Origin of the sequence: Xanthomonas hawaiiensis, from assembly GCF_031834635.1 — a bacterium.
Classification (GTDB): Bacteria; Pseudomonadota; Gammaproteobacteria; order Xanthomonadales; family Xanthomonadaceae; genus Xanthomonas_A; species Xanthomonas_A sacchari.
Map to the genome: position 1 here is coordinate 386,075 of NZ_CP115873.1, position 19,056 is coordinate 405,130.

General features: G+C 70.0%; 19 protein-coding genes. 14 read left to right on the forward strand and 5 right to left on the reverse strand.

All coding sequences use genetic code 11. The features are described from left to right. The first annotated feature begins 50 nt into the window (after positions 1-50). The 7 genes from PG878_RS01710 to PG878_RS01740 all read left to right on the forward strand — a co-directional run bounded on the left by PG878_RS01710 (position 51) and on the right by PG878_RS01740 (position 6,490). The gene (locus PG878_RS01710; protein ID WP_244663792.1) at positions 51-761 is read left to right on the forward strand and encodes an FAD-binding oxidoreductase; all 711 of its coding nucleotides are present in this window, start codon (positions 51-53) and stop codon (positions 759-761) included. A 330-nt stretch (positions 762-1,091) separates the two neighbouring features. Continuing rightward, on the forward strand, positions 1,092-1,670 hold the full coding sequence (locus tag PG878_RS01715) for a hypothetical protein (RefSeq protein ID WP_209030493.1): 579 nt from the start codon (positions 1,092-1,094) through the stop codon (positions 1,668-1,670). Next, positions 1,667-1,867 carry a helix-turn-helix transcriptional regulator gene (locus PG878_RS01720; protein ID WP_010340539.1) on the forward strand — a complete coding sequence of 67 codons (201 nt, stop codon included), beginning with the start codon at positions 1,667-1,669 and terminating at the stop codon, positions 1,865-1,867. The genes PG878_RS01715 and PG878_RS01720 overlap by 4 nt, the downstream gene beginning before the upstream one ends. A 90-nt stretch (positions 1,868-1,957) precedes the next feature. Beyond that, complete coding sequence (locus PG878_RS01725; RefSeq protein WP_209030494.1) at positions 1,958-3,472, forward strand: alpha/beta hydrolase; 1,515 nt, start codon at positions 1,958-1,960, stop codon at positions 3,470-3,472. Between the two features lie 31 nt (positions 3,473-3,503). Beyond that, positions 3,504-4,250, forward strand: a complete 747-nt coding sequence (locus PG878_RS01730; RefSeq protein WP_010340635.1) for an ABC transporter ATP-binding protein — start codon at positions 3,504-3,506, stop codon at positions 4,248-4,250. Beyond that, positions 4,247-5,428 (forward strand): ABC transporter permease, encoded by a 1,182-nt coding sequence (locus PG878_RS01735; RefSeq protein ID WP_209030495.1) that lies wholly within the window; start codon positions 4,247-4,249, stop codon positions 5,426-5,428. The genes PG878_RS01730 and PG878_RS01735 overlap by 4 nt, the downstream gene beginning before the upstream one ends. Before the next feature lie 123 nt (positions 5,429-5,551). Further along, positions 5,552-6,490, forward strand: coding sequence for a CPBP family intramembrane glutamic endopeptidase (locus tag PG878_RS01740; RefSeq protein ID WP_209030496.1), 939 nt, complete (start codon positions 5,552-5,554; stop codon positions 6,488-6,490). Between the two features lie 72 nt (positions 6,491-6,562). On the opposite strand, the gene PG878_RS01745 is transcribed toward PG878_RS01740, so the two are convergent. Next, positions 6,563-7,573, reverse strand: coding sequence for an energy transducer TonB (locus tag PG878_RS01745; protein ID WP_209030497.1), 1,011 nt, complete (start codon positions 7,571-7,573; stop codon positions 6,563-6,565). Between the two features lie 172 nt (positions 7,574-7,745). Next, positions 7,746-8,354: a TIGR00645 family protein gene (locus PG878_RS01750; protein WP_209030498.1), complete on the reverse strand. Its 609-nt coding sequence runs from the start codon at positions 8,352-8,354 to the stop codon at positions 7,746-7,748. Positions 8,355-8,467: 113 nt separating this feature from the next. On the opposite strand from PG878_RS01750, the gene PG878_RS01755 reads away from it, so the two are divergent. From PG878_RS01755 to PG878_RS01770, 4 genes are all read left to right on the forward strand, one after another. After that, positions 8,468-9,157 (forward strand): glutathione binding-like protein, encoded by a 690-nt coding sequence (locus PG878_RS01755; protein WP_043094212.1) that lies wholly within the window; start codon positions 8,468-8,470, stop codon positions 9,155-9,157. 70 nt (positions 9,158-9,227) lie between these two features. Continuing rightward, a complete protein-coding gene (locus PG878_RS01760; protein ID WP_209030499.1) occupies positions 9,228-11,459 on the forward strand; it encodes a S9 family peptidase in 2,232 nt (743 codons plus the stop codon). A gap of 52 nt (positions 11,460-11,511) precedes the next feature. Beyond that, a complete protein-coding gene (locus PG878_RS01765; protein WP_209030500.1) occupies positions 11,512-12,099 on the forward strand; it encodes a cytochrome c oxidase assembly factor Coa1 family protein in 588 nt (195 codons plus the stop codon). 246 nt (positions 12,100-12,345) lie between these two features. Further along, positions 12,346-14,157 (forward strand): DUF885 domain-containing protein, encoded by a 1,812-nt coding sequence (locus tag PG878_RS01770; RefSeq protein ID WP_209030501.1) that lies wholly within the window; start codon positions 12,346-12,348, stop codon positions 14,155-14,157. A gap of 11 nt (positions 14,158-14,168) precedes the next feature. Here PG878_RS01770 and PG878_RS01775 read toward each other — a convergent pair whose 3' ends face one another. Together PG878_RS01775 and PG878_RS01780 are read right to left on the reverse strand one after the other, a co-directional pair. After that, positions 14,169-14,534, reverse strand: coding sequence for a hypothetical protein (locus tag PG878_RS01775; protein ID WP_209030502.1), 366 nt, complete (start codon positions 14,532-14,534; stop codon positions 14,169-14,171). Between the two features lie 227 nt (positions 14,535-14,761). Beyond that, a complete protein-coding gene (locus tag PG878_RS01780) occupies positions 14,762-15,211 on the reverse strand; it encodes a hypothetical protein (RefSeq protein ID WP_209030503.1) in 450 nt (149 codons plus the stop codon). 172 nt (positions 15,212-15,383) lie between these two features. Here PG878_RS01780 and PG878_RS01785 point away from each other — a divergent pair, with 172 nt between their 5' ends. Together PG878_RS01785 and hemB are read left to right on the forward strand one after the other, a co-directional pair. Beyond that, the gene (locus tag PG878_RS01785; RefSeq protein ID WP_010340624.1) at positions 15,384-15,632 is read left to right on the forward strand and encodes a hypothetical protein; all 249 of its coding nucleotides are present in this window, start codon (positions 15,384-15,386) and stop codon (positions 15,630-15,632) included. 207 nt (positions 15,633-15,839) lie between these two features. Further along, positions 15,840-16,832 (forward strand): porphobilinogen synthase, encoded by a 993-nt coding sequence (gene hemB, locus PG878_RS01790; protein WP_209030504.1) that lies wholly within the window; start codon positions 15,840-15,842, stop codon positions 16,830-16,832. Between the two features lie 139 nt (positions 16,833-16,971). On the opposite strand, the gene PG878_RS01795 is transcribed toward hemB, so the two are convergent. Then, the gene (locus PG878_RS01795; protein ID WP_209030505.1) at positions 16,972-17,961 is read right to left on the reverse strand and encodes an NAD-dependent epimerase/dehydratase family protein; all 990 of its coding nucleotides are present in this window, start codon (positions 17,959-17,961) and stop codon (positions 16,972-16,974) included. Between the two features lie 91 nt (positions 17,962-18,052). Between PG878_RS01795 and PG878_RS01800 the strand changes: the two genes are divergently transcribed. Next, positions 18,053-18,940: a LysR family transcriptional regulator gene (locus PG878_RS01800; protein WP_209030506.1), complete on the forward strand. Its 888-nt coding sequence runs from the start codon at positions 18,053-18,055 to the stop codon at positions 18,938-18,940. Positions 18,941-19,056: the final 116 nt, after the last annotated feature.

A 19,056-nucleotide genomic window follows, 5' to 3' on the forward strand; every position in this document is an offset into this window, starting at 1 on the left:
GTTGCATCTCCGTGCCTGCCCAATTCCCGTTGAAACTGGTCGACCGCCACATGCTGGCCCCGGCCGTCGGCCACTACCGCTTCGTCCGCGACGACGGCCAGCCGCTGCCGTTCGTGCCGGGACAGTTCGTGCAGGTGCACTTCCACTATGCCGATGGCACGGCGACCAAGCGCAGCTATTCGCTGGCCACCCGCCACGATCCGGCGCAGCCGGCCGATGCCACGGTCGAGATCGCGGTCAGCTTCGTCGCTGGCGGTGCGGCCACCGCGCTGTTCGAAGGCCTGGAGATCGGCGGGCAGGTCTGCGCCAGCGGTCCGTACGGACGTTTCTGCCTGCAGCCGGGCGACACGAACCGTCGCTATCTGCTGATCGCCACCGGCACCGGCGTCACTCCCTATCGCTCGATGCTGCCGCTGCTGGAAGCGGCGATGGCCGAGCGCGGCGTGGAGGTGGTATTGCTGCTGGGCGCACGCACGCCAGGCGAGTTGCTGTACGGCGACGAGTTCCGCGCTTTCGCCGATGCGCATCCCGGTTTCCGTTTCGTGCCGTGCTTCTCGCGCGAGCTGCCGGAGGCGCCGCATGCCGACGTGCGGCATGGCTACGTGCAGCAGTTCCTCGCCGAGTTCGCGCCGCAGGCCGAGGGCGACATCGCCTACCTGTGCGGCAATCCGAACATGGTCGACGCCTGTTTCGACGCGCTGAAGGAGGCCGGCCTGCCGGTGCCGCACATCCGCCGCGAGAAGTACGTCAGCAGCAAGTAGCGGCGGCTGTCGGCGCCGGACATCTCGCGTAGGAGCGGCTTCAGCCGCGACCGCGACACCTGCGGTCCGTCCAGGGCGAAGCTGGGTGTTTCCGAAGCGTCGAGCGCGCTTCGCGCCCGTACCCTCACCCCAACCCCTCTCCCGGCGGGAGAGGGGCTAGTTGCGCCGGCTTGTCGGTGATTTGGTTTTGTCTGTAAAGGACGCTTGACAGCCGATCTTGGTGCGCGCATTCTCCTGTCAAGCGTGCTTGACAGGGGAAAGGTCGGCACGGCATGCGCGGCAGCCGCGAGGCTGCCGGATCGGGGATCGGCTGAGTATCGGGGACAGGTGATGGGCAACTGCAGGCGCAACGCGATCGTGGTGCTGTGCGTGAGTCTGGCGTTGCTGGCGGCCGCCGCCTGGCTGCCGCTCGGCGGCAGCGACTATCTGCGCGGGGTCTGCATGGGCGTCGGCATCGGCGGCCTGTTCATGGCGCTGCTGCTGTGGTGGTCGCGCGGCAGCCTGGCCGACAGCGCGCCGCGGGCGCTGGCACGGCGTTACTACCGCGAGTTCTTCCCGCCGATGGGCGCCTACGTGGTGGTGATGCTGTTCTGGAAGCGCCTGCTCGACAGCGTGGACGTGCTGTGGCTGCGCGTGGTGGTCGCCCTGCTGCCGGCGCTGATGCTGGCGCTGGTGATCCGGGCGGTGGCGCGCTTCGTGCGTGACTCCGACGAATTGCAGCGACGCATCGAGCTGGAATCCATCGCCATCGCCGCCGGGCTGACCTGCGGCGTCTACATGGCGGCCGGGTTCCTGCAGGCGGCGCAGGTCATCGCGCTGTCGGCCTCGAGCGCGATGCTGTGGGTGTTTCCCGCGCTGTGCATGACCTATGGGGTGGTCAAGGTCGCGAACGCGCGCCGCTACCAATGAACAGCCGCATCCGCGAACTGCGCGAGGCGCACGGCTGGTCGCAGGGCGAACTGGGCGAGCGGCTGGGCGTGTCGCGGCAGACCATCAATGCGCTGGAGACCGGCAAGTACGATCCGAGCCTGCCGCTGGCGTTCCGTATCGCGCGGCTGTTCGCGCACAGCATCGAGCAGGTGTTCCTGTTCGATGAGGCCGAGTAAGCGCGCACTCCGTTCCATGCCCCACCGGGCACCGACGACGCCATGTTCCGGCATGGCATTCTGCAAGCCATGAACTCAAGGATGCGAACCATGCGACACCCCTCCCGGCCGTTCGCCATCGCGGCGGCCACCCTCTTGCTCGCCGCCTGCCAGGCGGCCCAGGCACCGGCGCCGCAGACGTCCGAGCGCAGCTACGGCGCGCTGCGCTTCCACCCGTGCACGCTGACCAATCCGGTGGCCTCCAACAACGTGCCGGCGCAGTGCACGCGGATGGCGGTGGCGGAGAATCCGGCGGCGCCGAACGGCCGCAAGATCGAACTCAACATCGCCTGGCTGCCGATCACCGGCGAGGGCGGCAGCGACCCGGATCCGGTGTTCTTCCTCGCCGGCGGTCCCGGCCAGGCCGCCACCCAGGTCGCCAGCATCGTCGACATGGCGCTGCGCGAGACCCGCAAGCGCCGCGACGTGTTCCTGATCGACCAGCGCGGCACCGGCCAGTCCAACCCGCTGAGCTGCCTGGGACCGGACGGCAAGGAACTGCCGCTGGCCGATCCGGCGCGCGCGCCCACCGCGAACGAACTGGTCGACTACGCGCGGCGCTGCGCGCAATCGCTGCAGGGCCGCGCCGATCCGCGCTACTACACCACCACCCAGGCGATCGGCGATCTGGATGCGGTACGCGCCGCGTTGGGCGTGGACAAGATCAACCTGATCGGCGGCTCCTACGGCACCCGCGTCGCCCAGCAGTACGCGCGCCGCTACGCGCCGCACGTGCGCAGCGTGGTCATCGACGGCGTGGCGCCGAACGACCTGGTCGTCGGTGGCGAGTTCGCCACCACCTTCGAGGATGCGATCGCGCTGCAGGCCGAGCAGTGCAAGGCCGATCCGGCCTGCGCCAAGCGCTTCCCCACCGATACCCGCACGCAGTTGCGTGCGGTGGTGGAGCGGCTGCGGCAGGCGCCGGTGGAGGTGGACTACCGCGATCCGGCCAGCGGCGAGAGCCGCCACGATCGGGTCACCGCCGACACCGTCACCAGCCTGGCGTTCTCGTTCTCCTACGCGCCGCAGACCGCGTCGCTGCTGCCGCTGGTGCTGGACGAGGCCGCCAATGGCCGCTACGGGCCGCTGATGTCGCTGGCGCGGATGATGGGCGGGCAGCTGGACGGGCAGATGAACCGCGGCATGCAGTGGTCGGTGATCTGCGCCGAGGATGCCGACCGCTACCGCGCGCCGCAGACCCACGACACGCTGCTCGGCCCGGAGGTGGCGCAGATGTTCTTCGCACCGTGCCCGGTGTGGCCCACCGGCACCCGCCCGGCCGACTTCACCGCGCCGTTCACCTCCACCCTGCCGGTGCTGCTGACCTCCGGCCAGCTGGATCCGGTGACGCCGCCGCGCTACGCCGAGCGCGTGCTGAAGGGCCTGCCCAACGGCCGCCACCTGGTGGTGCGCGGCCAGGGCCACGGCACCATGACCCTGGGCTGCATGCCCAAGCTGCTCGGCCAGTTCTTCGAGACCGCCGATGCCAAGCACCTCGATGCCACCTGCCTGGACGCGATGAGCGGCGTGCCGGCCTTCACTTCATTCAACGGATGGGAACCATGAGCTGCGCAGCGTTCGACAGGGAGGGGCAGGCATGATCGTCGCCGACAATCTGCACAAGGCATTCAAGACCCGCGCCGGCGCCGTGCAGGCCGTGCAAGGGGTCAGCTTCCAGGCCGCCGACGGCCAGATCACCGGCCTGCTCGGTCCCAACGGCGCCGGCAAGACCACCACCTTGCGCATGCTCTACACGCTGATGGCGCCGGACCAGGGCCAGGTGCGCGTGGACGGCGTCGACGTGGGCCAGGATCCGATGGCGGTGCGGCGCGCGCTGGGCGTGCTGCCGGATGCGCGCGGCGTGTACAAGCGCCTGACCGCGCGCGAGAACATCGCCTACTTCGGCGAGTTGCACGGGCTGTCGGCGGCGCGCATCGCCGAGCGCACCCGGTTGCTGTCGACGGCGCTGGACATGGACGACATCCTCGACCGCCAGACCGAAGGCTTCAGTCAGGGCCAGCGCACCAAGACCGCGATCGCCCGCGCGCTGGTCCACGACCCGCGCAACGTGATCCTGGACGAACCCACCAACGGCCTGGACGTGATGACCACGCGCGCGCTGCGCGGATTCCTGCGCGAACTGCGCGAGGAAGGGCGTTGCGTGATCTTCTCCAGCCACATCATGCAGGAGGTGGCGGCGCTGTGCGATCGCATCGTCATCATCGCCAAGGGCACGGTGGTGGCCGCCGGCACCGCCGACGAACTGCGCGCCCTGACCGGCGAATCCAACCTGGAAGACGCCTTCGTCAAGGCGATCGGCAGCGACGAGGGACTGCACGCATGAGCCTGCTCCGCACTGTATTCACCGTGATGCGCAAGGAACTGCGCGATCTCTCGCGCGATCGCCGCACCCTGGCGCTGGCCTTGCTGCTGGGTCCGCTGCTGTACCCGGCGCTGATCCTGGGCATGGGCGCGCTGGCCGAGAGCCGCGTGCGCACGCAGATCGACAAGCCGCTGGACATTCCGGTGATCGGCCGCGAACGCGCGCCGAACCTGGTCGCCTTCCTCGCCGCGCAGGGCCTGAACGCGGTCGCGCCGCCGAAGGACCTGACCGGCGCGATCCGCAGCCAGGACGTGGATCTTGCGCTGAAGATCGACGAGGACTACGCCAACGCCTGGCACGAAGGACGCCCGGCGCTGGTGGAGATCATCAAGGACAGCACCCGCCGCGACGCCGACATCCCGACCCAGCGCGTGCAGGCCGCGCTGAGCATGTACGGCCAGCAGGTCGGGGCCTTGCGCCTGCTGGCGCGCGGCATCGACTCGCAGGTGTCGCGGCCGCTGGACGTGGCGTTGCAGGACCTGGCCACGCCCGAAGCCAAGCGCGGTGCGTTGCTGGCGATGCTGTTGCCGGTGCTGTTGACCATCACCTCGTTCATCGGCGGCGCCTACCTGATCCTCGACGCCACCGCCGGCGAACGCGAGCGGCAATCGCTGGAGCCGCTGCTGGCCACGCCGGCCTCGCGCAGCGCCATCGTCAGCGGCAAGATCGCCGCGGCCTGCGTGGTCGGCCTGGTGTCGCTGCTGCTGACCCTGCTCGCGTTCAAGCTCAGCGCGCAGGTGGCCAGCGGCATCGGCCGCCAGCTCAACGTCAGCTTCGTGGCGATGCTGCAGATGCTGTTCGTGCTGCTGCCGATGCTGTTCATCGGCACCTCGCTGCTGACCTATCTGGCGGCCGCGGCCAAGAGCATGAAGGAGGCGCAGAGCCACATGACCTGGCTGATGCTGCTGCCGATGCTGCCCGGCTACGCGTTGATGGTGTATCCGCTGAAGACCACGCTGTGGCAGTTCGCCGTGCCGTTCCTGGCGCAGAACCAGATGCTGATGAAGATCATCCGCCGCGAAACGATCGATCCGCAGATCTGGGCGGTGTACCTGCTCACCGGCTTCGGCCTGGCCGCGGTGCTGTGGCTGGCGGCGGTGCGCCGCTACCGGCAGGAGCAGTTGGCGATCTCGGCGTGAGCCGCCGGCAGCGCGCGGACCCGGTCCGCGCGCTGCGCAGGGACTGCGGGCGTGATGCACACTCCCTGCGCGCACGGCGGATGCGTCCGCCTTCCTGAAGCATTCTCCGCAGCGAGCCTTTGCATGTCTCCAGATCCACACGATGTCCCGGCACTGAAGGCTGCCGGCGGTGCCCGCCTGCTGGTGCTCGGCGAGGCGCGCATCCTGCAGCCGGGGATGCTGCGCTGGCTGCGCGCGCTGGCCTGGGCGATTGCCTTGCTCGCGCTGATGATCGTCGTGGCGACGGCGGTGCCGCTGCTGTGCGGCAGGCTTCTTGCGTCGGGCGCGGGTCCGCTTGCCTCGTTCGCCACGGCAGTGACGGCCGCCGTCCTCTACGCGGTGGCGGTGCGCCTGGGCGAGCGGCGCTGGCCGGCGGAACTGGCCTGGCGCGCGGCGCCCTCGCAGTTGGCCGTCGGGCTGCTGCTGGGCGCGGCGATGTTCGCGGCGGTGATGGCGCTGATGGCGGCATTGCACGTGTACGCGATCCGCTGGACCGGGCCGGCGCCGGTGTGGGGGGCGCTCGGCAAGGCGCTGCAGGCCGGCGTGGTGGAAGAACTGATGCTGCGCGCGATCCTGCTGCGGCTGCTGTGGCGCGCGTTCGGTCCCTGGCTGGCGTTCGTGCTGTCGGCGGCCCTGTTCGGGCTGGCCCACCTCGGCAATCCGAACGCGAGCGTGTTCGCCGCGCTGTGCATCGCGGTGGAGGCCGGGATCATGCTGGGCGCGTTCTACGTGCTCAGCGGCCGGCTCTGGGTCTCCATCGGCGTGCACGCGGCCTGGAACTTCACCCAGGGCTATCTGTTCGGCACGGCGGTGTCCGGCACCGACATGGGACCGGCGATCGCGCGCAGCACGGCGCAGGCCGGGGTGCCGGACTGGCTGAGCGGTGGCGCGTTCGGCCCCGAGGCTTCGCTGCCGGGTCTGCTGGTGTGCACGGTGGTGGGTGCGATCGCGACCTGGGTGGCCTGGCGCAAGGGGCGCTTCGGTACGCCTGTGCGCCGCGCGGGCGGTACGCCCGCAGCCTGAGCGCTGCTGCCCGGCACCGCCCTCGGCGATGCCGCGCGCCCGGCAGCCGCCGGGCACGCGCCAGGGGGCGGCTCAGCCGCCGGGATTGAACGCCAGCGTGCGGCGGGTGGTGATCGGCGCACTGACCGGTTCGAAGCGCCAGCGCTTGGTCGCGTTCAGCGCCTCGCGGTCGAACACCCGCGGTGGCGTGGAGCGCAGCACGCGCGCGTTGGTGACCGCGCCGTCGGTGCCGACGGTGATCTCCACCAGCACTTCGCCGGCGGTCCCCGAGCGCAGCGCTTCGGGCGGATAGCGCGGGGCCGGGGTGCTGATCGGGCGCAGGGTCTGTGCGGTGGCGGCGGATGCCGGTGCGGCCGCGGGCGTCGCCGCCGGTGCCGGCGTCGGTTGCGCGGTGGCGGCAGGCGTGGCGGGGCGCGCGGCGGCCTGGCGTTCGGCTTCCTGGCGTGCGCTCTCGCGGCGCGCGGCCTCCTGTTGCGCGGCGATCTGCTGCGCTGCCTGCGCCTCGCTGGCCTGCTGCTGCGCCTGCTTCTGCTGTTCGGCGGCCAGCTTGGCCTTCTGCTCGGCGTCCTTCTTGGCCTTGTCGGTCTCGTCCTGGCTGCGCTGGGCCACGGCCTCCATGCCCTTGCTCACGCCCTGCTTGAGCCGCGGCAGCGCCGGCGCCTGCGGATCCATCTTCTCGATCAGGCCGATCAGGCGCTGCGCTTCCGGGAAATCCTCGCGGTTGATGCTCTGTTCGGCGGCGATCAGCGTGTACGGCATCAGGTCGGTCAGCGCGCTCTTGACCCCGGCGTCGTCCGGCTGCTTGTCGCGCAACGCCAGGTAGTACTCGACCGCGTTGTTGCCGGCCGGCGCATACATGCGGTTCTCGCGCAGCGCCTGGCTGGCCGAGTCGTGCAGCTGTTCGGTGCCCATCGACTGCACCTTGGCCGACACCGGCGGCGGCGCCGGCGCGTTGGCCGCGGCGGTGGCCGGTGCGGCGTTGGGTGGCGCGGTCTCGTCCTGCTTGGAGCAGGCCGCCAGCGCGGCCAGCAAGAGGACGGGCGCGACACGGCGTGCCTTGGCGAGTGTGGTGAGTTGCGACATGCGTCCCCCTGAATCCCCGATGTTGGCAATCAACGATGCGATGGCGGTGCGTTCGCGGTGCTGCGGCCCCCCAAGCCGCCAGCGCACCCCATCGGTCAATCTAGCATCCGCGGCCGCCGCGTGCGTGGCAGCCGCTGCCCTGCGGCAAAAAGCGTGACGCTGCGCGCGTCGTTCAGTGCGCCGGCCGCGCCGGCGCGGACGCGGACATGATCCGGTCGGTCCAGGCGATGCCGATCGCCGACAGGATGAAAATGCCATGGATGATGGTCTGCCACAGCACGCCGGTGGCGGTCAGCGTCGCGCAGCTCTTCAGGTCCACCGTGCCCACGGCGCTGGCCAGCTGCTCCGGCGAGCACATCGGCATGCCGCCGAGCGCGCCGACCGCGATGAAGGTCTTGAGCAGGTGGATCGAGGAGATGCCGATGATCGACAGCGCCAGCTTGACCTTGAGCACGCTGGCGTTGACGTGGCTCAGCCACTCCGGCTGGTCCGGGTGGCCTTCCAGGCCCAGCCGCGACACGAAGGTCTCGTAGCCGCCGACGATCACCATCACCAGCAGGTTGGAGATCATCACCACGTCGATCAGGCCGAGCACGATCAGCATGATCTGCTGCTCGCCCAGGGTCGGCGCCTCGTGGATCAGGTGCCACAGCTCCTTGCCGAACAGGAACACGTACACGCCCTGGGCCACGATCAGCCCCAGGTAGAGCGGCAACTGCAGCCAGCGCGAGGCGAAGATCAGGTTGGACAGGGGATGCAGGCGGGGCCGCTCGGGAGTCATGGCGTGGTCTGGAATGCTGCGTTGCGGGAGCAGCCAGGGTACCCGGCCGGCGATGACGCTGCCAAGCCGGGGGGCCTCGCTACACTCGGGATCCCCTGTCCAGGAGCGCCGCCATGATCGATCTGTACTACTGGCCCACCCCCAACGGCCACAAGGTCACCCTGTTCCTCGAGGAAGCCGGGCTGGACTACACGCTCAAGCCGGTCAACATCGGCGCCGGCGAGCAGTTCGCGCCCGAATTCCTGGCGATCTCGCCCAACAACAAGATGCCGGCCATCGTCGACCACGCCCCGGCCGACGGCGGCGCGCCGCAGAGCGTGTTCGAGTCCGGCGCGATCCTGCTGTACCTGGCCGAGAAGACCGGCCGCTTCCTGCCGGCCGATCCGCGCGGGCGCGTGGTCGCGCTGGAATGGCTGTTCTGGCAGATGGCCGGCCTCGGCCCGATGACCGGGCAGATGGGCCATTTCAACGTGTATGCGCCGGAGAAGATCGGCTATGCGATCGAGCGCTACGGCAACGAGGTGCGGCGCCTGCACGGGGTGCTGGACAAGCGTCTGGCGCACAGCGCCTACCTGGCCGGCGACGACTACGGCATCGCCGACATGGCCAGCTACCCGTGGATCGAGGTGTACAACGGCCTGACCCCCGACTACGCCGCCTTCCCGCACCTCAAGCGCTGGCACGAGGCCATCGCCGCGCGTCCGGCCACCCAGCGCGCCTACGCCCTGAAGGAGCAGGTGAACCCGAACGCGGGCAAGCCGCTCAGCGACGCCGAGCGCAAGCACCTGTTCGGGCAGCGCTGAGCCGGCGCGCTTCTCAAATCCCGGGCGCACGCGCATCATCCGTGCGCTCGGTGCTCCATCAGGAACCTTCATGCGCTCTCTGTTCGCCGCTCTCGCCCTCATGCTCGCCACCCCCATCGTTCCCGCCCACGCCGAGAAACTGACCCTGGAGGCCATCACCGGCAGCAAGCCGCTGTCCGGGCCGACCCTGATGAAGCCCAAGGTGGCGCCGGACGGCTCGCGGGTGACCTTCCTGCGCGGCAAGGACAGCGACCGCAACCAGCTGGACCTGTGGGAGTACGACATCGCCAGCGGACAGACCCGCATGCTGGTGGATTCCAAGCTGGTGCTGCCCGGCACCGAGACCCTGAGCGACGAGGAAAAGGCGCGCCGCGAGCGCCAGCGCATCGCCGCCTACACCGGCATCGTCGAGTACCAGTGGTCGCCGGATGCGCAGGCGCTGCTGTTCCCGCTCGGCGGCGAGCTGTACCTGTACGACCTGCGCAAGACCGGCAGCGCCGCGGTGCGCAAGCTCACCCATGGCGAAGGCTTCGTCACCGATCCGAAGATCTCGCCCAAGGGCGGCTACGTCAGCTTCGTGCGCGGGCGCAACCTGTGGGTGATCGACCTGGCCAGCGGCCAGCAGCACCAGCTCACCCGCGACGGCAGCGAGACCATCGGCAACGGCGTGGCCGAGTTCGTCGCCGACGAGGAAATGGATCGCCACACCGGCTACTGGTGGGCGCCGGACGACTCGGCGATCGCCTTCGCGCGCATCGACGAAACCGAGGTGCCGGTGCAGAAGCGCCCGGAGGTCTACGCCGACCATACCGAGGTGGTGGAGCAGCGCTATCCGCAGGCCGGCCAGCCCAACGTCAAGATCCAGCTCGGCACGATCGCGCCGCGCGCAGGCGCGCAGCCGCAGTGGATCGACCTGGGCAAGAACCCGGACATCTACCTGGCACGGGTGGACTGGCGCGATCCGCAACGGCTCACCTTCCAGCGCCAGTCGCGCGACCAGAAGCGCCTGGAGCTGATCGAGGCGACCCTGGCCAACGGCAAGCAGCGCGTGCTGATCACCGAGACCAGCCCGACCTGGGTCCCGCTCACCTACGACCTGCACTTCCTCAAGGACGGGCGCTTCGTCTGGGGCTCGGAGCGCAGCGGCTACGAACACCTGTACCTGGCCTCGGAAGACGGCCGCACGCTGCGCCCGCTGACCCAGGGCGAGTGGATGGTGGACGAACTGCTGGCGGTGGACGAGGCGGCCGGCAAGGTCTATTTCTCCGCGACCAAGGAATCGCCGACCCAGACCCAGCTGTACGCGGTGCCGCTGGCCGGCGGCGCCATCGAGAAGCTGTCCAAGCCCAACGGCACGCATGCCGCCAGCTTCGCCAAGAACGCCAGCGTCTATGTCGACAGTTGGTCCAACACCACCACGCCGCCGCAGATCGAGCTGTTCCGCGCCAATGGCGAAAAGATCGCCACCCTGCTGGTCAACGACCTGGCCGATCCGCAGCATCCCTATGCCGCCTACCGCGAGGCGCAGCGTCCGATCGAGTTCGGCACCCTGACCGCCGCCGACGGCAAGACCCAACTGCACTACCGGCTGATGAAGCCGGCCGGCTTCGATCCGGGCAAGCGCTATCCGGTGGTGGTCTACGTGTACGGCGGCCCGGCCGCGCAGACCGTGGTCGACGGCTGGCCCGGCCGCGGCGATGCGCTGTTCGACCAGTACCTGGCCCAGCATGGCTATGTGGTGTTCTCGCTGGACAATCGCGGCACGCCGCGCCGCGGCCGCGATTTCGGCGGCGCGCTGTACCAGCACCAGGGCACCGTGGAAGTGGACGACCAGTTGCGCGGCGTGGCCTGGCTGAAGGCGCAGCCGTGGGTCGATGCCGCACGCATCGGCGTGTACGGCTGGTCCAACGGTGGCTACATGACCCTGATGCTGCTGGCCAAGCACAGCGAGGCCTATGCCTGCGGCGCTGCCGGCGCGCCGGTGACCGATTGGGGGCTGTACGACAGCCACTACACCGAGCGCTACATGAACCTGCCCAAGGCCAATCCCGATGGCTACCGCGACAGCCGCGTGGCCGCGCACCTGGACGGGCTGACCTCGCAGTTGCTGCTGCTGCACGGCATGGCCGACGACAACGTGCTGTTCACCAATTCCACCTCGCTGATGAGCGAACTGCAGAAGCGCGGCAAGCTGTTCGAGCTGATGACCTATCCGGGCGCCAAGCATGGCCTGTCCGGCAGCAATGCGCTGCATCGCTATCGCACCACCGAGGCGTTCCTGGCGCGCTGCCTCAAGCCCTGAGTGCGCCGCTGCGCTTCCATCTTCCCGCTTCCGCACGACAAGGAGTGACGTCATGTCGAGTCCGCCGCCGCTGCCCGGCACGCCCGGTCCCACCTCCGCCACGGCGCAGCCGCCGGCCGAACGTGGCTGGTGGGCGCGGCACTGGAAATGGGCGGTGCCGCTGATCGCGCTGGTGCTCGGCGCCCTGCTGCTGGCGTCGATCGCGGTGTTCGTGCTCGGCATCGCGCGCGTCACCAAGTCGTCCGAGCCGTACCGGGTCGGCGTGGCGGCCGCACAACACGATCCGCGCGTGGCGGCCGCGCTGGGCGCGCCGATCAAGGACGGCATCATGCCCAGCGGCAGCTTCAACAGCAGCGGCGGCGGCAGTGGCAATGCCGCCCTGAGCGTGTCGCTGCACGGCAGCCGCGCCAACGGCACTCTCTACATCGAAGCCGAGCGCCATGCGGGCGAGTGGCACTACACCACCTTGCAGGTATTGCCGGATGCGGGTGAAGCGATCCCGCTGCTCGATGCGCTCGGACAGGACGCCGACAGCGACGACGACGAAGAGGCGGACGGGATGGCGGTCGAGGCGGCGCCGGTGCCCGCAACAGACGTCGACGACAGCGCCACGCCGGCCGAGGCCGACGCGACGAAGTAAGCAGCGGCGAACGATCTGCCACCCACCGTGTCGCGTGATTGTGGGTGGCGCCATGGGACGCGCGATCGCAGCGCCTATGTTTTGTAATCATGCGCCTGTGCTGCCGGCACAGTATGTGCGCGACCGCGGCAGCGTAGTGTTCACCCGCATGCTGCACCGCGGCGCGGTGGCGGCCATGACCTCCGGCAGATGGCCGATCCGGCGATGCCGCGTACGGTCCCTGCATCGTTCTGTCGGAGCTGCGCCATGAAGCCACGTGTCCTCGCCATCGCCCTGACCCTGGCGCTGGCGGCACCTTCGCCGTTTCCTGCGCTGGCCGCAGCGGCAGCGGCCGCGCCGGCTGCCGCGTCGGCCACGCGCGCGCCCGCATGGGTGGAGCGCAGCAATGCCTTCGCGCAGATCCTGCTGCAGGCGCAGGCGCCGTTCCAGGCCGAGGAAGTGAGCTTTTTCGGCGTGCCGGGTTTCGACGACCAGGTTTCCGATTTCGGTCCCGACAACGCGCGGCGCTTCCGCGAGGCCACCAGCGCCGCGCGCCGCACGCTGCAGGAAAAACTGCAGGTGGAGCGCGATCCCAACGTGCGCCAGGATCTGGCGATCCTGATCCATGCCGCCGACCAGTCCATCGAGGGCAGCACGCTCAACGAGCGCTTCCTGCTGCCATGGACCGACGCGCCGCAGCACGTGTTCGGCGGCATCAACAACCTGTTGTCCGAACAGGTACCGGCGGCGCGCCGCGCCAAGGCGCTGCTGCGGTTGCAGCGCTACGTCGGCCTGGCGCCGGGCAGCACCTCGACCCTGCAACTGGCGCGGCAACGCTACGAAGAGAAGCGCGCCGACGGCAAGCTCCTGCAGCCGACCAGGCGCGAGGTCGAGCAGGCCTTGAGCAACGTCGACACCTACGCCAAGGGCATTCGTTCGCTGTTCGCCGAGTACAAGATCACCGGCGCGGAGGCGGCGCTGGCGGCGATGGACAAGCAGTTCCAGGATTACGCCACCTGGACGCGCACGGTGGTGTTGCCGCAGGCACGCGAGGATGCGCGTCTGCCGCCCGAGTTGTACGCATTCCAGCTCAAGCAGGTCGGCATCGACATCGCCCCGCAGGTGCTGATGCAGCGCGCGCAGCTGGAATTCATGGAAACCCGCGCGACGATGCAGCAGCTGGCGCCGCTGGTGGCCGCCGCCAAGGGCCTGCGCGGCGACGATGCCCGCGACTACCGCGCGGTGCTGCGCGCGCTCAAGCGCGACACCATCCCCGACGACAAGCTCGAGGCGCATTACCGCAGCGTCATCGACCGCATCGATCCGATCATCCGCCAGCAGCGCATCGTCGACGTGCCGCAGCGGCCGATGCAGATGCGCCTGGGCTCGCCGGCCGAAAGCGCCGCGCAACCGGCGCCGCATTTCCGCCCGGCGCCGCTGGTCGGCAACACCGGCGAGCAGGGCACCTTCGTGCTGCCGCTGGGCAACCCGGACAGCGCCGGCAAGGGTGAGCACTACGACGACTTCAACTTCGGCGCGGCGGCGTGGACGCTGAGCGCGCACGAGGGCCGGCCGGGCCACGAACTGCAGTTCACCGCCATGGTCGAGCGCGGCGTGTCGCTGGCGCGCAGCCTGTTCGCGTTCAATTCGGTCAACGTCGAAGGCTGGGCGCTGTACGCCGAGGCCGAGATGGTGCCGTACGAGCCGCTGGACGGGCAGCTGATCGCCTTGCAGTTCCGCCTGCTGCGCGCGGCGCGGGCCATGCTCGACCCGATGCTCAACCTCGGCCTGATCGACCGCGAGCGTGCGCGGCTGGTGCTGGAGAACGACGTCGGTTTGTCGCCGGCGATGGCGCGGCAGGAACTGGACCGCTACATGGTGCGCGCGCCCGGCCAGGCCGGCAGCTACTTCTACGGCTACAGCCGCATCCTGGAACTGCGCATGCGCACCGAACTGGCGCTGGGCGCCAGGTTCGACCGGCTGAAGTTCAACAACTTCCTGCTGGACCAGGGGCTGTTGCCCCCGGACCAGCTGGCTGCGGCGGTGGACGAGGAGTTCGTGCCGTCACAGCGCAAGTGAGGGCACGGCCTTCAGTGCTCGTACGGCACGCTTTCCGGGCGCCGGCTCGGATCCGTCCAGTTACCTTGTTTGGCTGCTGCCGGACAGATGTCTTCGTATTGGTCCACCGCAGCAATCGCGGTGGGCGTCCATGCACCGCAGTGCGAGCCATGCTTGCAGCAGCGGACTGGACTGGGCCTCAAGCAATAGCCTGGGTCCGCTTGCCATGACCCACTGATTGGATCGACCGGGCTCCAGTTCTTGTCGACACCCTTGCAGCCTTGGGTGCAGAACACGAAAGGATCATTGTCGCGGCACACGAGCTTTTTGTAGACCGGCGCGGCGGTGGCGTGAAACGACAGCAAACATGTAGCGAAAATCCATATCCAGCGCTTCATGGGCTCTCCTCCTGGATGAAGACGACTCAGCGGTCTTCTGCTGCTTGAAGACGATCCAACTCCCGAATTCCCTACCCGTGTGAGCGGACGGCCCTAGGTTCGCGTCCGGATGGGATCGTCCGTTCTTCCTGCGTGTGGACCATAGCGCAAGAATATTGCAGCGCTTGAGTCAGGCACGCCGCTCCGGAACTGGCTGTGCCGCTGTGCGTCGAACTCGTTGGCGTACCTCAGCGCTCCCCTGTGGCCGGCTGCGCCGGCGCCTGCGCCCCCGGCGGCACCCAGATCGCCATGCCGGCGGCGCGCTTCTGCGTGGTGGGGATGCCGATGCCCAGGCCGCCGCCGACGTGACCGCCGTAGCTGCCCGCGCCGACCGACAGGCCGCCACCGGAGCGCTGCGAGCCCACGCCCATCAGCACCACGCCGTTGGCGCCGAGCTTGGCCGCGTCGCGCTTGAGCCGGTCCACTGCCGCGTCGGTCTGGCCCTGGGTGCCGAAGCCGGCCGCGCTGGAGGCCTCGAGCTGGGCGATATCCACCGCCCCCGGCGGCGGCGCGGAGTAGATCTGCACCAGCGCCGGGTCGATCGGCGGACGCGCCGCGCCGACCATTACCTTGGAGGAACTGGCGCAGCCGGCCAGGCTCAGCAGCAGCGCCAGCGGCAACAACGGTCGGATCTTCATGGCTTTGCCCCCGTATTCGGATCTCACGCGATCATAGGCAGGCCGGGTGAATCGCGTCGAACCCGCCGCTGTCGCACCCTGGCAGGGCCGCCGTGATCCCCATGCCAAGAGTTGGGTTGCCTGGCCTGCGCCGCGCGCTATGGTGCAGGCTCACATTCGCACGGAGGCCGGCATGGGCCTGATCAGTCTGCTGTGGGGCATCGTGGCGTTGCTGTGGATGATCCTGGCCTTCATCCCGCTGCTCGGCTGGGGCAACTGGTTCCTGATCCCGTTCGCTGCGGTCGGCGCGCTGATCGCCGCGATCGGGCTGCTGTTCACCGCCGCGCCCAACCGCGGCCGCGCCAAGACCGGCCTGATGCTCAATGCGCTGGTGATCGTGGTCGGGGTGATCCGGCTGAGCCTGGGCGGCGGCGTGATCTGAGCCGCGTGCCGGGCGACCGGCATGCTGTGTTGCAGCATCCCGCACTGCGTGCCGCGCCGGCGGGAGTAACATGCGCAGCCGACGGCGGCCCGCGCGCGGGCCGCCCTGCGTTCACGCCGGTGCCGGCGGCGCGGCCTGCGGTGCCTGGCGGCACCGGCCGCGCGACTGGCACGGCCTCCCAGAATCCGCCCACCCAGGAGCCTGCACGTGGCCCATCCCCACTATCGCCCCCGGCGCATGCGCCGCGATGCTTTTTCGCGCCGTCTGATGCGCGAACACACCCTCACCGTCGACGACCTGATCTGGCCGGTATTCGTGCACGACGTGCCCGGGCGCACCCCGATCGCGTCCATGCCGGGCGTGGAACGGCTGTCGATCGAGGAACTGCTGAAGGAGGCCGAGGCGGCGCTGGAACTGGGCATCCCGGTGATCGACCTGTTCCCGGTGATCGACCCGGCCGGCAAGTCGCTGGACGCGGCCGAGGCCTGGAACCCGGATGGCCTGGCGCAGCGCGCGGTGCGGGCGCTGAAGACGCGCTTTCCGGAGCTGGGGGTGATGACCGACGTCGCGCTGGATCCGTACACCAGCCACGGCCAGGACGGCATCATCGACGACCGCGGCTACGTGCTCAACGACATCACCGTCGAGGCGCTGGTGCAGCAGTCGCTGTCGCATGCGCAGGCCGGGGTGGACATCGTCTCGCCCTCGGACATGATGGACGGGCGCATCGGCGCGATCCGCCGCGCGCTGGATGCCGACGAGCACCTGCACGTGCGCATCATGGCTTATTCGGCCAAGTACGCCTCGGCGTTCTACGGTCCGTTCCGCGAGGCGGTGGGCAGCGCCGGCAACCTCGGCAAGGCCGACAAGACCACCTACCAGATGGACCCGGCCAACGGCGACGAGGCCCTGCGCGAGATCGCCCTGGACCTGGAAGAAGGCGCGGACATGGTGATGGTCAAGCCCGGCATGCCCTACCTGGACGTGGTGCGGCGGGTGAAGGACGAATTCCGTGTGCCGACCTTCGCCTACCAGGTCAGCGGCGAGTACGCGATGCTCAAGGCGGCGATCGGCAACGGCTGGCTGGACGAGCGCGCCTGCGTGCTGGAGTCGCTGATGGCGTTCAAGCGCGCCGGCGCCGACGGCGTGCTGACCTACTTCGCGCCGCAGGTGGCGCGCTGGCTGCGCGAGGCGCGCTGAGCCGGCGTCCGTCTGTGCGAGCGGCTGCAGCGCACGCCCGATCACGATGGTCGGCGTGCTGTAGGAGCGGCTTCAGCCGCGACCGGGCGTTCCCGTTGAAGCCCGGTCGCGGCTGAAGCCGCTCCCACGCATGTCGGCGCTAGGCCGCCGGCGTCGCCGCCGGCAGACAACCCAGCCCCTGCAGCGTCGCCTCCACCGCCACGTCCAGCGGCGTGTGCGGTTCTTCGCCCAGCAGTTCCAGCAGCCGCGCGTTGCGCATGCGCAGCGGCTGCCGCCACAGCGGGCGCATCTCGTGCAGTTCGCGCGCCAGCGGCCAGAACGGCACGGCCAGGGTCAGCAGCGGCCACGGGAAGCGGCGCGTGCGTGGCGGCGCCAGGCCATGGCGCTGCGCGGCCCGTGCGATCGCCGCGGCCATCTGCGTGCCATCGGCGTCCCAGTGCCCGTCCATGTGCAGGCGGGCGAAGGCCGGCAGGCGCGTGCGCTGCTGCAGCAGCGCCAGCATGGTCCGCGCCACGTCGGGCACGTACGCCCATTGATGGCCCACGCCCGGGTCGCCTGGCAGGGTCACCGTCGCGACCGGTCGCCCGGGCCGCACCAGCCCCTGCGCGAACCAGCTGTTTCCCACGCGCGGGCCGAAGAAGTCGCCGGCGCGCACCACGATCGCCCGCGCACCTTGCGTGGTCGCCGCCTGCAGGCGCTGCTCCAATGCCACGCGGATCGCGCCCTTGCGCGTGACCGGAGCCTGCGGCGCGTCTTCGTCCGGCGCCGGATAGGCGTCCGGGCCGTAGTTGTAGACCGTGCCCGGCAGGACCACGGTGGCGCGCTCGGCGATGGCGGCGGCGATGGTGTTGTCGATCATCGGCAGCACCAGCTCCGACCAGCGCCGGTAACCGGGCGGGTTCACCGCATGCACGATCACCGCGCAGCCCCGGGCCGCCTGCAGCACGTCCGCGCGTTGCAGCGCATCGCCGCGGTGCCAGTGGATGCCGTCGCGCGCCTGGCTGGGGTGGGGGAGGCCGCGCTGCAGGGCGCGCACCTGCCACCCGGCGTCGCGCAACTGCCGCGCCAGTTCGCCGCCGATGCCGCCGCTGGCGCCCAGCACCAGTGCCGTGGAAGAAGAAGGGGACATGACAGCGCTCCGTTGGGGTCGGCGCTCAGTGTCGGTGCGGGTGCGGCACAAGAAAATTGGCGAAGACCACCAGTCAGCTATACATTTCTGTATGGACAACACGATCGGTTGGGAACTCTATCGGTCCTTCCTGGCGGTGCTGGAGGAAGGGTCGCTGTCGGCGGCGGCACGCGCGCTGGGCCTGACCCAGCCCACCGTCGGCCGGCACGTGGCGGCGCTGGAACAGGCGCTGGCGGTGCCGCTGTTCGTGCGTTCGCAGACCGGCCTGCTGCCCACCGATGCCGCGCTGGCCTTGCGCGGGCATGCGCAGGCGATGGGCAGCCTGGCCGCGTCGCTGCAGCGCGCGGCGGGCCGCCACGGCGATGCGGTGCGCGGTACGGTGCGCATCGCCGCCAGCGAGGTGATCGGTGCGGAACTGCTGCCGCCGGTGCTGGCGGCCCTGCGTCGCGCGCATCCGCACCTGCGGCTGGAACTGGTGCTGAGCAACCGGGTGCAGGACCTGCTGCATCGCGAGGCCGACGTGGCGGTGCGCATGACCCGGCCCACGCAGGACGTGCTGATCGCACGTCATGTCGGCGAGGTGGCGGTGGCGCTGTTCGCGCACCAGGACTACGTGGACCGGCACGGCCTGCCGCAGGCGCTGGAGGAATTGCCGCAGCACGCGCTGATCGGCTTCGATACGGAAACGCCGTTCCTGCGCGCCGCCCGCAGTGCGCTGCCGCCGTGGCGGCGCGAGGCGTTCGCGTTGCGCGCCGACAGCGACCTGGCACAACTGGCCTTGCTGCGCGCCGGCTGCGGCATCGGCTTCTGCCAGGTCGCCCTGGCGCGACGCACGCCGGCGTTGGTGCCGGTGCTGCCGCAGCAGGTGCGCGTCGGCCTGGACAGCTGGATCGTGATGCACCAGGACGTCCGCGGCAGCGTCGCCTGCAGTGCGGTGTTCGCGGCCCTGGTCGAGGCGATGACCGCGCACACCGCCTGAGGTGCGCGCGCTTGCGGTGGCGGCCGGCTGGCGCACACGCGCCTCCGGCCGCCCCCAATCCGGGCAGGGAATCAGGGCGCTTCTACGAATCCCGAATCCCCACTCCCGAATCCCTG

Bases quoted from the DNA above. Each gene is read 5' to 3' on its own strand.
- PG878_RS01755 (WP_043094212.1), top strand. From the start codon at position 8,468: ATGATCGATCTGTACTACTGGCCCACCCCCAACGGCCACAAGGTCACC.
- PG878_RS01710 (WP_244663792.1), top strand. From the start codon at position 51: ATGCTGGCCCCGGCCGTCGGCCACTACCGCTTCGTCCGCGACGACGGC.
- PG878_RS01770 (WP_209030501.1), top strand. From the start codon at position 12,346: ATGAAGCCACGTGTCCTCGCCATCGCCCTGACCCTGGCGCTGGCGGCA.
- PG878_RS01745 (WP_209030497.1), bottom strand. From the start codon at position 7,573: ATGTCGCAACTCACCACACTCGCCAAGGCACGCCGTGTCGCGCCCGTC.
- PG878_RS01725 (WP_209030494.1), top strand. From the start codon at position 1,958: ATGCGACACCCCTCCCGGCCGTTCGCCATCGCGGCGGCCACCCTCTTG.
- PG878_RS01780 (WP_209030503.1), bottom strand. From the start codon at position 15,211: ATGAAGATCCGACCGTTGTTGCCGCTGGCGCTGCTGCTGAGCCTGGCC.
- PG878_RS01750 (WP_209030498.1), bottom strand. From the start codon at position 8,354: ATGACTCCCGAGCGGCCCCGCCTGCATCCCCTGTCCAACCTGATCTTC.
- PG878_RS01785 (WP_010340624.1), top strand. From the start codon at position 15,384: ATGGGCCTGATCAGTCTGCTGTGGGGCATCGTGGCGTTGCTGTGGATG.
- PG878_RS01740 (WP_209030496.1), top strand. From the start codon at position 5,552: ATGTCTCCAGATCCACACGATGTCCCGGCACTGAAGGCTGCCGGCGGT.
- PG878_RS01795 (WP_209030505.1), bottom strand. From the start codon at position 17,961: ATGTCCCCTTCTTCTTCCACGGCACTGGTGCTGGGCGCCAGCGGCGGC.
- PG878_RS01760 (WP_209030499.1), top strand. From the start codon at position 9,228: ATGCGCTCTCTGTTCGCCGCTCTCGCCCTCATGCTCGCCACCCCCATC.
- PG878_RS01765 (WP_209030500.1), top strand. From the start codon at position 11,512: ATGTCGAGTCCGCCGCCGCTGCCCGGCACGCCCGGTCCCACCTCCGCC.
- PG878_RS01735 (WP_209030495.1), top strand. From the start codon at position 4,247: ATGAGCCTGCTCCGCACTGTATTCACCGTGATGCGCAAGGAACTGCGC.
- PG878_RS01730 (WP_010340635.1), top strand. From the start codon at position 3,504: ATGATCGTCGCCGACAATCTGCACAAGGCATTCAAGACCCGCGCCGGC.
- PG878_RS01715 (WP_209030493.1), top strand. From the start codon at position 1,092: ATGGGCAACTGCAGGCGCAACGCGATCGTGGTGCTGTGCGTGAGTCTG.
- PG878_RS01800 (WP_209030506.1), top strand. From the start codon at position 18,053: ATGGACAACACGATCGGTTGGGAACTCTATCGGTCCTTCCTGGCGGTG.
- PG878_RS01775 (WP_209030502.1), bottom strand. From the start codon at position 14,534: ATGAAGCGCTGGATATGGATTTTCGCTACATGTTTGCTGTCGTTTCAC.
- PG878_RS01720 (WP_010340539.1), top strand. From the start codon at position 1,667: ATGAACAGCCGCATCCGCGAACTGCGCGAGGCGCACGGCTGGTCGCAG.